Genomic DNA, 12,282 nt, shown 5'->3' on the forward strand with positions numbered 1-12,282 from the left:
CCCCGCTCCTCGGAAGGTACATTCATTACGCTGGCACCGGACTCTTTTTTCATGTGCCGGAGAGGTGAGTCGAGCCGCCGATGATCGACGGGTTGGCGATCGGTGGCCGGTACTGGTATCTGGCGATCTTCGGCCTCTCTGCGGTCGCCACGTTCGCCAGTGCGGTCCGGGCCAACCGGATCGCTGATGGCGACACCCGGCGGGGCCTGGTCGCTTTGCTCCTCACCAGCGGCGGGTGGGCGCTTACTCACGTCGCGTATCTGGCGACAGCCGACGAGCAACTCGGCGTGTTCCTCTATCAGATCGGCCTCGTCGTCGGATTGAGCACGATCGGCGGGTGGCTGTACTTCTGTTCGGCCTACACTGGCCGGACGCTCCACCGCGATCCACGGATTCGCCGGATCGTCGTTGGCGTCTTCCTCGCGATCGTTGCCGTGAAACTCACGAACAACGTTCACGGCCTGTACTTCACGAGCGAGGTCGTTTCGACGCCGTTCCCTCACGTCGCGATCACGAGCACCACCTTACACTGGACGGTCATGGGGGGAAGCTACGCGCTGGCGACGGTCGGGTACTTCATGCTCTACGAGCGATTTCGCCACGTCAGCCACGATTCGCGCCCGCTGTTGGTATTGCTCGGGCTGACAGCCCTGCCGGTCGGCTTCGACATCCTGGGGATGCTCGTTCCCGGACTGATGGAGATAACCTACGAACCAGTCGGCGTCGCGGCATTCGCCGTCGGGCTCTCGTTCGTCTACTTCGAGCGCTTCCGGACGATCCGGCTGGCCGGCGACCGGGACGATCCGGTGATCGTCCTCGATGCCGACGACCGCATCCAGGACTACAACCGGGCGGCGACGCAACTCGTGTCCGCGCTGGACGACCGTTCGGTCGTCGGCGACCGCTTCGCCGAGGTCGCCCCGAAGTGTGCGGAGAAACTCGTGGAGGACGATCCGCTCGTTACGGTCCACCGAGACGGCGAGACCCGGTACTACCGCGTGACTGAACAGGAGTTCTCGGCTTCTCAGGCTGATCTCGGGCGCGCCCTCGTCTTCACCGACGAGACCCATCGCGAACAGTACCGAAACGAACTCGAACGCCAGAACGACCGGCTGGATTCCTTCGCCAGCATGCTCAGCCACGACCTCCGCAACCCGCTGAACGTCGCTCAGGGTCGCCTCGAACTCGCCCGTGAGAAGGTCGACAACGAACACCTCGAGGCGGTCAACGACGCCCTCTCCCGCATCGAGACGCTCATCGAGGACGTCCTCCAGCTCGCCCGCCAGGGCCAGCCCGTCGAAGAGACTGACCGCGTGAGTCTCGGAGCGGTCGCTCGGGACGCCTGGGGGATGGTCGAGACGGCCGAGGCCGAACTGGTCGTCGAGACCGACCGCGACCTCGTCGCCGATCCGGACCGCCTCCAGCGGCTGTTCGAGAACCTCTTCCGGAATGCGATCGAACACGGCGGTGAGGACGTCACCGTCACTGTGGGCGCACTCGAGACACCGCAGGGTTTCTTCGTCGAAGACGACGGACGCGGCATCTCCCAGCAAGACCGTGAGCAGGTCTTCGAATCAGGTTACAGCACCGCGGAGGACGGCACCGGGTTCGGCCTCTCGATCGTCGAGCAGATCGTCGCCGCTCACGAGTGGACGATCGAGCTCGCAGACGTCGAAGTGGGGACTCGCTTCGAGATCCGGACGTGAGCGCGAGCCTTTCGGTGCATCGACGGGTGTCGGACGGGTGGCTGACGAACCTATTTGTCGATGCCGCCCCCCGATCCTGGATAATGAACGACGTCCTCTCGGATCTGGAGGAAGTGACCGTCGAGTTCGACGAGGAGACTCTCGAGGCGCTGGACGAGAAGGCCTTCCGGGATCACCGGGACAACCGCGAGGCCGCGATTCGAGATCTGCTGGATCAGTGGTTGAAAGAGCGCGAGGAGTGAACTGACACCTTCGGCGCTCCCTCAGGACCAACAGAACCCGCCACAGTCTTATTCGTCCCGCGAAAACCACACGCCATGAGCGACCTCCTCGTCACGGGCGGACAGGTTCTCCGTCCGGACATGACAGTCGAACGCGCGGACGTTCTCGTCGATCAGGACGCGGGCACGATCGAGGCCGTCGGCGATCCCGGCGGTGGCGACGACGAACTCGACGCCGCGGGCGGACTCGTCATCCCCGGACTCGTCAACACGCACACCCACGTCGCGATGACGCTGCTCCGTGGCCTGGCCGACGACAAGCCCCTCGACGCCTGGCTTCGGGAGGACATCTGGCCGGTCGAGGCCGAACTCACCCCTGAAGACATCCGCGTCGGTGCGGAACTCGGGTTGATCGAGATGATCAAGTCCGGGACGACGGCGTTGTCGGACATGTACTTCGCGGTCGAAGAGATCGCTCAAGCGGTCGAGCAGGCCGGCGTTCGGGCGCGGCTTGGCTACACCGCAGTCACTGTCGGCAAGGACGACGAGGGCGCGCGAGCGGACCTCGAACGGAGCCTCGAAGTGGCCCAGGAGTTCGACGGTGCGGCCGACGGTCGGATCCGGACGACGTTCCAGCCACACTCGCTGACGACAGTCGGCGAGCAGTTCCTCCGGGAGTTCGTCCCGCAGGCCAACGAGGCAGGCCTGGCGACGCATCTCCACGCCAACGAGACGCCCGACGAGGTCGGCCCGATCGTCGAGGAACACGGAGTGCGTCCACTCGCCTATGCTGAGGACCTCGGACTCCTCGCTGGCGAGACCTACGTCGCCCACGGCGTCCACGTCGACGACAGCGAAATCGAGTTGCTGGTCGAGACCGACACCGGCGTCGCCCACTGCCCGGCCTCGAACATGAAACTCGCCAGTGGGATGGCCCCGGTCCAGGACATGCTCGATGCCGGCGTCACCGTCGGGATCGGAACGGACGGTGCGGCCTCGAACAACGACCTGGACATGTTCGACGAGATGCGCGACGCGGCGATGCTCGGGAAACTCGCCGCCGAGGACGCCAGCGCCGTCGACGCGCCGACCGTCGTCGAGATGGCGACCGCGAACGGGGCGGACCTGCTCGGGTTCGACTCCGGCCGGATCGAACCCGGCGCGAACGCCGATCTGGCCGTTCTCAATCTCGACGTCCCGCACCTCACACCGGCCCACGATCTGGTCTCTCATCTCGCCTATGCCGCCCGCGGGAGCGACGTCCGCCACACCGTCGCCGACGGGCAGGTGCTCATGCGCGACCGCGAGGTGACCGTCTTCGACGAGGACCGCGTCCGCGAGGCGGCAGTCGACCACGCCGACGCGCTGGTCGAGCGGGCGATGTGACGACTCGCGACGCGAATATTTACATTTCCTGAGTATAGAATAAAACGTTGGAAAACGATAGTAAACAGTTTGAACGGATTTCGTCACGCCTCGATCGAATCGTATATCTCTCGAACGGAGTGAACAGCTGTCGGGGTATATTTGGGTCTGGCTCCGAGTAGCGAGTGCAATGAATCAGAAGCTCATCGCCGTCGCCCTGGCCGCGCTGATGGTCGCCTCGGCAGCTGCCCCTGCGCTGGCTGCCGACGGCGGCCTCGCGGTCTCGGTGACACAGGCCGGTAACGACGCGGACGTGACGATATCGGTGACTGACAACGGGACCGCCGTCCCGAACGCGACCGTCGACGTGAGCGTCGTCGTCGACGACCGCGACGACGGTCTCGACGAATCGGACGACCTGAACGAGACGGTCGAAGACGGCCTCAACGAGACAGAGGAGGACCTGAACGAGACGGTCGAAGACGGCCTCAACGAGACAGAGGAGGACCTGAACGAAACTGAAGAGGCTGAAGACGCGGACGAAGAGGCGGACGACACGTACGCGGGTAGTGGGACGTACACGACCGACGAGAACGGAACTGTTCTCCTCTCGGCCCCGGAGACCGAGGTGACTGTCGAGGTCACCGCCACGGTCGAGAACCGGACCGCGACGACGACTGCCGAACTCGAACCGGCCGAGGATGACGATTCCCAGGGGGCCTTCGGCCAGGAAGTGAGCGCATTCGTCCAGGAGATGCTCGCGAACGGCGCTGCCGGCCCCGGCTTCGGGCAGGCTGTCGCCGACTTCGTGACAGAGAACAACCCCGCTACCGACAACCGCCCCGACCACGCCGGCCCGCCCGCTCACGCTGGTCCACCCGCTGACGCCGGTCCGGGCATGAACGACGACGTGAACGAGACGGCCGACGATGGCGTCAACGAGACGGCCGACGATGGCGTCAACGAGACGGAGGACGACCGTCGTGGGCCGCCCGAACACACCGGTCCGGACGACAACGAGTCGGACGACCGCGGTCCGTCCCAGGCTGGCGACCAGGACCGTGTTCAGGACCGGGACGAGGACGCAGACCACGACCCCGACCGCGACCGGGACCGTAACGCAACGGACGAAGACGACGACGGCGATGTCGACGAAGGAGATGAAAACGAGAACGCGAATGGTGAAGGCGCGACGGACGATGACGATCGTCGGGGGCCGCCCGCACACGCCGGTCCGGACAGTAACGAATCCAACGATCGCGGACCGTCACAGGCGGGCGACCAGGATCGCGACCGCGATCCGGACGTGAACTCCGAGGACGAACCGGACCGCGATCGCGACAGTGACGAGGCCGACGAAGACGACGACCGTCGTGGGCCACCCGAACACGCCGGTCCGGACGACAACGAGTCCGACGACCGCGGCCCGTCCCAGGTTGGCGACCAGGACCGCGACCGTGATCAGGACCTGGACGAGGATCGGGAGCACGAACCCGACCGCGACCGTGATCGTGACGACGTAGACGAAGAGGACGAAGACAGCGAGAACCGGCGCGGGCCGCCCGCACACGCCGGCCCGGGTCGCTAACGACGCGACCGTTCACTCGCCGCCCCCGCGACGCCCCTCCTCCTTTTTCTCACTCGGCTATCCGGTGGACACTTCGGTAGCGTTTTCCCGCCGTGCCCCGCTAGTCCGGGACATGAGTCAGCCGATTACCGAGCGGGTCGACGATCCCGCTACCCTGGAGCAGTCCGGCCGCCGCAAGATCGACTGGGCGCGCGAGCACATGCCGATCGTGGCCGCCCTGCGCGAGGAGTTCGAGGACGAACAGCCGCTGGCGGGCCAGACGATCGGGATGGCGATGCACGTCGAAGCCACGACGGCGGTCCTGACCGAGACGCTGGCCGCCGGCGGGGCCGAGATTGCGATCACTGGTTGCAATCCTCTCTCGACGCACGACGACGTCAGCGTCGCGCTCGACGCCAACGACTCGATCACCTCCTACGCCGAGCGCGGCGTCGAGGACGAGGCCTACTACGGCGCGATCGACGCCGTCCTCTCTCACGAACCGACGATCACCATCGACGACGGTGCGGACCTCGTCTTCCGGGTCCACGAGGAGTACCCCGAACTCATCGACTCGATCGTCGGCGGCTGTGAGGAGACGACCACGGGTGTCCACCGCCTGCGGTCGATGGACGACGACGGCGCGCTGGAGTATCCGATGTTCGCCGTCAACGACACGCCGATGAAGCGGCTGTTCGACAACGTCCACGGGACGGGCGAGTCCAGCCTCGTCTCGATCGAACTCACGACGAACCTCTCGATCGCGGGCAAGACGGTCGTCGTCGGCGGCTACGGCCAGTGTGGGAAAGGCGTCGCGAAGAAGGCTCGTGGGATGAACGCCGACGTCGTCGTCACCGAGATCGAACCCCGGCGGGCCCTGGAGGCCCACATGGAAGGTTTCCGTGTGATGCCGATGGTCGAGGCCGCCGCGGAGGGCGACGTCTTCGTGACGACGACGGGCAACCGCGACGTCATCACGCGCGAGGCGTTCGAAGAGATGAAAGACGGCGCAGTGCTCGCAAACGCCGGCCACTTCGACGTCGAGATCAACCTCGAACAGCTCGAAGACATGGCCGAGAACGTCTTCGAGGCCCGGGACGGCGTTCGCGGGTACGAACTCCCGGACGGCCGCCAGCTGAACGTCCTGGCGGAAGGTCGCCTCGTCAACCTCGCTTCCCCGGTCGCGGAGGGTCACCCCGTCGAGGTCATGGACCAGAGCTTCGCGATCCAGGCCGTTTCGGCCCGAGAGATGGTCCAGAACGGTTCGGCGTACGGAGCCGGCGTCCACAACGTGCCCGACGAACTCGACCGGGAAGTCGCCGAGATCAAACTCGCCGCCGAGGGCGTCGCATTCGACGAGTTGACGCCCGAACAGCGCGAGTACATGGACGACTGGCAGCACGGAACCTAGGCCGGTCGGGCAAGAGTCAAGGGGCTACGTGGAGATTGTGAGACGTTGATGGATGCGGACAGTTCACTCGGAGAGTCAAGGGACGATGCGCCCGACGAACGGGTGACTCTACGTCTCACGAAGCTGTTTGTCCCGGGGTTCGTCCGGCGACGGTTCGCGGTGAAGTTCCTGCTAACGTTGCTCATCGTGGCAGCCATCGTCGCAGTGGTCGGTGGGGCTACGGTCCTCGAAGTCGAGGATCTGATTCAGGACGACGCCGAGGACCGACTCGAATCGACAGCGACTCTCCAGGCGGAGAACGTCGCGAAATGGGTTGCGACCATGCGCTCACAAACGCGCGTCGCCGCCTCCGCCGATGTCTACGCGACCGAGGATCCGACCGCCATTCGACGGGACCTCGAGTCGATCGCCACGGCCGGCAGCGAGAGCGTTCACGCCATTCATTACGTCAATTCTTCCGGGTCCGTCATCGCGAGTACCGACGCTTCGGTCGAAAACCAGACACCCCGAGCGATCAGTATTGCTGTCTCGGACCCAGTGACGGCCGTGTCTGACGATTCAGACGCACCGTCTCTCGCAATGTCCGAATCGGCCTACGAGGCCGACGCCGCGTTGCTGGTCGCGTTCGCGGCACCCGTCCGGGCGGGCGACGGCGTCGTGGTCGTCGTGGGGAACATCGGCCGGGACTTCGACAGACTCCACCGACAGCGTGACGCAGTCCGGACGCGAGTACTAAACGCAGAGGGAAAGGGTGTCCTCTCGCCGCGCCGGAACAACCCTTCGCCGGTCGCCGACACCGAGGCGTTCGCGGCCGCGATGAATGGCTCGTCGACGCTCGTCACACGGGAGACGGAAGTCGTCGCCTTCGCGCCGATCCCTGACGCTGCGTGGGTCGTGATGACGGCCTCGCCGACGAGTGAAGTCTACGCCGTCAGCCGGACCGTCGCGCGCAACGTCCTCGTCCTCGTGGGCGTGACCCTCGTGACTATCGTGGGGATCGCTGTCATCCTGGGCCGCCAGACTGTCCTGCCGCTGGTCCGCCTCCGCCGCCGGACTGAGGAGATGGCCACGGGAAATCTGACGGTCTCGTTGCGTTCGAACCGGGTGGACGAGATCGGCCAGCTCTACGGGTCGCTCGCGGACATGCGAGATTCGCTGCGTAGACAGATCGGAGAAGCCCAGGCAGCTCGAGCGGAGCTGCGCCGCCAGAACGAACGCTTAGCGGAGTTTGCGAGCACCGTGAGCCACGACCTCCGCAATCCCTTACAGGTCGCCCGTGGTAACGTCACGCTCTTGGAAGATGACCTCGCGGCCGCCGACGAGGGCGTTCGAGAGGAACTCGACAGCGTGGCGTCGGCGCTGGACCGCATGGAGACGATCATCGAGGACGTCCTCACGCTGGCTCGCGGCGGCGCGACGATCGAAGAGACCCAGCCCGTCGATCTGGAGACGGTCGCCCGCGAGGCGTGGGGAACAGTCGAGACCGACGCGGCGACGCTGATGGTCGAGGACGCGCCGACGATTGCGGCGGACCGGGACCGCCTCAAGCGGCTCCTCGAGAACCTCTTCCGTAACGCGGTCGAACACGCCGGCCCGGACGTGAATGTCGAAATCGGCGGGACCGCCGATGGGTTCTTCGTCGCCGATAACGGCCCGGGTATTCCACCCCAGGATCGCGAGGACGTCTTCAAGTACGGCTATACGACGGCCGAGTCTGGGACCGGACTGGGGCTGTCGATCGTCCGGACGATCGCAGAGGCCCACGGCTGGGAGGTCTACCTCGAGAGCGACGCCGGTGCCAGATTCGTGTTCACAGATGTCAACTCTGATTCTGAAGAGTGATCGATATACCGGTATTGAACCGTCTTTTCGCAAGGCTTTATCCCGGAGTATCACGAGATATAATCCGATGCGTCGCCGTACGTTCCTGAACGGAACCGTCGCGGCCACGACTGGCCTGGCCGGCTGTTTTGGCCTGTCGGACAGTCGCGAACGTACCACGAGCGAGTCCGGGCCGCCGCCCCTCCACGTCGAGGGGCGCTGGCTCGTCGATCCGGACGGCAGGCGCGTGGTGCTCCGTGGGGTGAACGTGCCCGACCCCTGGTGGGGAGATACCTACGCCGACTTACGCGGGAAGGGTTATTGGGAGACTCTCGGGCTTGCGACTGACGACGACGCTGGCTGGCACACCGACGTCGTTCGCGTCCCGGTCGAACCGCGCTCGATCCGGGAGGTCGGCATCGAGACGTTAGCCGAGGAGTACCTCGATCGCGTCGTCGAGACGACGCGTGAACGGGGCCGATACGTCATCATCGACTACCACGCGATCGAGCCCTACGACACCGAAACTATCGACGAGCGCATCCGCCGATTCTGGAACCACATCGGGCCGCGATACGCCGAGGAGGGTCACGTCCTCTATGAACTGTTCAACGAACCGACCGAACCACGCGGCGAGGGCCGAGACACCTGGCAGCGGTGGCGCGAGGTCGCCCAGCCGTGGGTCGATCTCTTGCGCGATCGAGCGCCTGAGACGCCGATCATCGTCGGGTCGCCCGCATGGTCGTCGATGGTACGGTTCGCCCCGGAGGAACCCTTCGAGGGTGAGAACCTGATCTACAGTGCTCACTTGTTCCCTTCGACGAATACGGAATTCTGGGAACCACAGTACGGCGACCCGTCCTTTGATGTCCCTGTGTTCATCGACGAGTGGGGATATATCGACGACGATCGCACCGGGATCGAGCCCCACATGATCGGCACGACGGACGGGTGGGGTCGGCCGTTCCGTACGTGGATTGACAGTCACCCGAACGTCAACTGGACCGCCTGGGTCTTCGACTCGGAGTGGATGCCGCGGATGTTCGACACCGAATGGAATCTGCTCGGCGGCAACGACTACATGGGGGTGTTTGCCAAGGAGTGGCTGGCCGACACCAGAGACAGCCATCCACTCGGACCCGATGAAGCGAATGAGCCGCCGTCCGCACCGTCGGTCGAAATCAGTGACGTCGGTCCGACGACCGCGACGATCACCTGGCAACACGAATCGGAAGGGGGTCAACCGGCCGCGCAGTTCCGGGTGACCGTGGCCGGTCGACAGCCACAGATCCTCCGGGGGGCGAGCGAGTCGGTGACCGTCAGAGGCCTTCGCCCGGCCGAGACCTCCGAGGTGACTGTCGTCGCCGTCGACGGCTACGGGAACCGCTCGCCGCCGGGCCGTGTCACGGTAGAGACGGCGAACGCCGCCGCGACGACTATTCCGGCTACGAATTCGTCCCCCTCGATCGACGGGGAACTGGGCGACACCTGGATCCGGACGACGCCATACGATCTCTCTACGTGGACGATCGAACCGACGGATTCGGTCGACCTCGCGGCTGAGTGGCGCGCACTCTGGGACGACACCGCGCTGTACCTCGGCGTCTCGGTCACAGACGAAGACATCGACACCGACGCCGATGAAGTCTGGCGCAACGACGCCGCCGAACTGTACCTCGACCTCGACAGCAGCCGGGAGGAGAGTTACGATGGGAACGACGATCTCCAACTCGTCTTTCCCCGGGACGGGGGCGTCCAGGCGGGCGCGAACTCGGCCCCTATCGCCGACGCCGTCCAGGTCGCGTCCGTCGAGGTCGAGGGCGGCTGGCGAGTCGAGACCGCCGTCCCGTGGGCGGCCTACGAAGTCGAGCCGTCCCCCGGCGACCGAATTGGATTCGACATCCACGTCATCGATGGCGGGGGCGAGTCCCGGAGCAAGCGATCCTGGGCCGCCGACTCCGACGTCGCCTGGGAGCATCCGCGGGCGTTCGGCATCGTCGAGCTTGGCACATCCGAATGACGGCACTGGGACGACACGACGGGTTCCGCTATCTTGGCCTGCTGGAGCGGCGAAAACACACCGGGGTGTGTCTGACGTGTGGGTCAAGATTGATACCACGTGCCGACATACTGGCTGGCAGATGGACGATCTGGATCGCTCGATCACTTTATTATACGTCGAAGACGACGATGACGCCGACGACGACCTGATTTCGTTTCTTCAGCGAGAACGTGAGCGGATTGGGGTCCTGTCAGTGGTGGGTGCGGAGACTGGTCTCGAGCGACTCGAAACAGCGTCCGTCGATTGTATCGTCAGCGAGTACCCACTCCCAGAGATGAACGGGCTCGAGTTCCTTGCGGCTGTCCGGGACCGATATGGCAATCTTCCGTTCATTCTCTACACTGACGAGGGGAGCGAAGCCGTCGCCAGTGCGGCTATCTCGGCTGGTGTTACCGACTACGTCAGGCGACAAGCTGGCCCGGCTCAGTACGAACGGCTGGCCGACCGAATCGAACAGGCCGTTCACAACCGCCAGGACGGCTCCCTGAACGACCAGTCGACGCTTCGAAGCAAAGCCAACCTCCTCGACCAGCTCTTCGAGCAACTCCCGGTGTCGCTGTACGTCAAAGACACGGAGGGCCGACACCTGTACATGAGTGACTACGACCTGTCTCCGGGGGATGCCATCGGGAAGACAGACCGGGAGGTCTACGGCGACGACGAGTTCGCTCGCGAGGCCGTTGCGGACGATAGACACGTCGTCGAGACGGGCGAACCGATCATCAACAAAGAGGAGTACAACGAAAACAACGGCGAGTGGACGCTCACCTCGAAAGTGCCGTGGTACGGCGAGGACGGCGAGATCAAGGGCCTCATCGGCGTCACCCGGTTCATCACCGAGAAAAAGGAGTACGAACGCGAGATCGAACGCAAGAACGAACGCCTGGAGAAGTTCGCCTCGGTCGTCTCTCACGACCTGCGAAATCCGCTGAACGTCGCGATCGGCAACGTCGACTTGCTTCGCCAGGAGTACGACGACAGCCGATTGGAACGGGTCGAGACTGCACTCGACCGGATGGACCAGTTGATCGCGGACATCCTCGAACTTGCCCGGCAGGGTCAGTCAGCGTTCGAAACCGAAGCCGTTTCCCTGCAGGCCCTCTCTCGAGGGGCCTGGGCGAACGTCGAAACCGACGGGGTCGAACTCGAAATCGCCGGTGATCTCTCGTTCCATGGCGACCACCAGCGCGTTGTCGAACTGTTCGAAAATATCTTCAGAAACGTCCGTGACCACGCCGGCCCAGGGACAATTACTGTCGGTCCACTGTCGGACGCGACGGGATTTTACGTCGCCGACGACGGGCCGGGAATCCCTGTGGGCGAGCGCGAGGACGTCTTCCAGCCTGGATTCACCACCGCGGAGAACGGGACTGGGTTCGGGTTGGCGATCGTCTCGGAGATCGCGGAGGGCCACGGCTGGGATATCGCTGTCGCCGAAAGCGAGTCCGGCGGCGCTCGCTTCGAGATCACTGGCGTCGAGTCGTGCTAGGTACTCCTTCGAGTAGGGGGCTTTCAGGCCTCGCCCTGCCCGTCGTACCACTCTACGAAGGCATCGATCGCTCGCCCGCGATGTGAGTGCTCGTTTTTCTCCTCGGGGTCCATCTCGGCGAATGTCCGGTCGTCGTACTCGAAGATGGGGTCGTAGCCGAACCCGCCGTCGCCCCGCGGGGCGACGATCGTCCCCTCGACGCGTCCCTCGAAGATCGCGACCGGTGGTTCGCCGTCCCGGACGGCGGGGGCGGAAGCGAACCCGGAGCCGTCGCAGTAGGCGATCACCGACCGGAACGCGGCGGCGTGGTCGTCCTCCGGCTCGGTCAGCCGCCAGACGCGCTCGATCCCGAGCGTGTCCTCGACGTACGCCGAGTACGGCCCGGGAAAGCCCGCGAATGCGTCGACGAACAGCCCGGAGTCCTCGACCATGACGGGCGCGCCGACCTCGCGGTAGGCCTCGCGTGCCCCGTGAGCGGCGATCGCGCCGAGGTCGGGACTCTGGATCTCCGGGTAGTCGTAAGTGAACTGCGTCACGTCGTCGTCGAGTGCTGCTCGGGCCTCTCGGACTTTGCCGTCGTTACCGGTCACGAAGCGGAGCATAGCCGTAGGGTCGTCCCCGGATTCAAAAGCGTCGTCGG

Annotated in this window: 9 protein-coding genes; 8 read left to right on the forward strand and 1 reads right to left on the reverse strand. The window is 65.0% G+C overall.

What is annotated here, in order from left to right; genetic code table 11:
- Window positions 1–80 precede the first annotated feature (80 nt).
- From HTIA_RS07535 to HTIA_RS07565, 8 genes are all read left to right on the forward strand, one after another.
- Window positions 81–1,706 carry a sensor histidine kinase gene (locus HTIA_RS07535; RefSeq protein ID WP_008527738.1) on the forward strand — a complete coding sequence of 542 codons (1,626 nt, stop codon included), beginning with the start codon at window positions 81–83 and terminating at the stop codon, window positions 1,704–1,706.
- 83 nt (window positions 1,707–1,789) lie between these two features.
- Window positions 1,790–1,948, forward strand: coding sequence for a ribbon-helix-helix protein, CopG family (locus HTIA_RS15570; protein WP_008527737.1), 159 nt, complete (start codon window positions 1,790–1,792; stop codon window positions 1,946–1,948).
- A gap of 75 nt (window positions 1,949–2,023) precedes the next feature.
- Window positions 2,024–3,313: an amidohydrolase gene (locus HTIA_RS07540; RefSeq protein ID WP_008527736.1), complete on the forward strand. Its 1,290-nt coding sequence runs from the start codon at window positions 2,024–2,026 to the stop codon at window positions 3,311–3,313.
- A gap of 169 nt (window positions 3,314–3,482) precedes the next feature.
- Window positions 3,483–4,880, forward strand: coding sequence for a hypothetical protein (locus HTIA_RS15455; RefSeq protein WP_020936208.1), 1,398 nt, complete (start codon window positions 3,483–3,485; stop codon window positions 4,878–4,880).
- 112 nt (window positions 4,881–4,992) lie between these two features.
- Window positions 4,993–6,270, forward strand: a complete 1,278-nt coding sequence (locus tag HTIA_RS07550; RefSeq protein WP_008527734.1) for an adenosylhomocysteinase — start codon at window positions 4,993–4,995, stop codon at window positions 6,268–6,270.
- A 48-nt stretch (window positions 6,271–6,318) separates the two neighbouring features.
- On the forward strand, window positions 6,319–8,112 hold the full coding sequence (locus HTIA_RS07555; RefSeq protein ID WP_008527733.1) for a HAMP domain-containing sensor histidine kinase: 1,794 nt from the start codon (window positions 6,319–6,321) through the stop codon (window positions 8,110–8,112).
- Between the two features lie 67 nt (window positions 8,113–8,179).
- Window positions 8,180–10,111: a sugar-binding protein gene (locus HTIA_RS07560; protein ID WP_008527732.1), complete on the forward strand. Its 1,932-nt coding sequence runs from the start codon at window positions 8,180–8,182 to the stop codon at window positions 10,109–10,111.
- 121 nt (window positions 10,112–10,232) lie between these two features.
- Window positions 10,233–11,642, forward strand: coding sequence for a receiver/sensor box histidine kinase (locus HTIA_RS07565; RefSeq protein ID WP_008527731.1), 1,410 nt, complete (start codon window positions 10,233–10,235; stop codon window positions 11,640–11,642).
- A gap of 23 nt (window positions 11,643–11,665) precedes the next feature.
- Here HTIA_RS07565 and rdgB read toward each other — a convergent pair whose 3' ends face one another.
- The gene (rdgB, locus tag HTIA_RS07570) at window positions 11,666–12,244 is read right to left on the reverse strand and encodes an RdgB/HAM1 family non-canonical purine NTP pyrophosphatase (RefSeq protein ID WP_008527730.1); all 579 of its coding nucleotides are present in this window, start codon (window positions 12,242–12,244) and stop codon (window positions 11,666–11,668) included.
- Between the last annotated feature and the right edge of the window lie 38 nt (window positions 12,245–12,282).

The sequence above is a fragment of the Halorhabdus tiamatea SARL4B genome (assembly GCF_000470655.1).
Taxonomy (GTDB): domain Archaea; phylum Halobacteriota; class Halobacteria; order Halobacteriales; family Haloarculaceae; genus Halorhabdus; species Halorhabdus tiamatea.

What these genes read in the sequence shown, in the direction of transcription:
- HTIA_RS15570 (WP_008527737.1), top strand. Translation starts at nt 1,790, where the DNA reads ATGAACGACGTCCTCTCGGATCTGGAGGAAGTGACCGTCGAGTTCGAC.
- HTIA_RS07550 (WP_008527734.1), top strand. Translation starts at nt 4,993, where the DNA reads ATGAGTCAGCCGATTACCGAGCGGGTCGACGATCCCGCTACCCTGGAG.
- HTIA_RS07555 (WP_008527733.1), top strand. Translation starts at nt 6,319, where the DNA reads ATGGATGCGGACAGTTCACTCGGAGAGTCAAGGGACGATGCGCCCGAC.
- HTIA_RS15455 (WP_020936208.1), top strand. Translation starts at nt 3,483, where the DNA reads ATGAATCAGAAGCTCATCGCCGTCGCCCTGGCCGCGCTGATGGTCGCC.
- rdgB (WP_008527730.1), bottom strand. Translation starts at nt 12,244, where the DNA reads ATGCTCCGCTTCGTGACCGGTAACGACGGCAAAGTCCGAGAGGCCCGA.
- HTIA_RS07560 (WP_008527732.1), top strand. Translation starts at nt 8,180, where the DNA reads ATGCGTCGCCGTACGTTCCTGAACGGAACCGTCGCGGCCACGACTGGC.
- HTIA_RS07565 (WP_008527731.1), top strand. Translation starts at nt 10,233, where the DNA reads ATGGACGATCTGGATCGCTCGATCACTTTATTATACGTCGAAGACGAC.
- HTIA_RS07535 (WP_008527738.1), top strand. Translation starts at nt 81, where the DNA reads ATGATCGACGGGTTGGCGATCGGTGGCCGGTACTGGTATCTGGCGATC.
- HTIA_RS07540 (WP_008527736.1), top strand. Translation starts at nt 2,024, where the DNA reads ATGAGCGACCTCCTCGTCACGGGCGGACAGGTTCTCCGTCCGGACATG.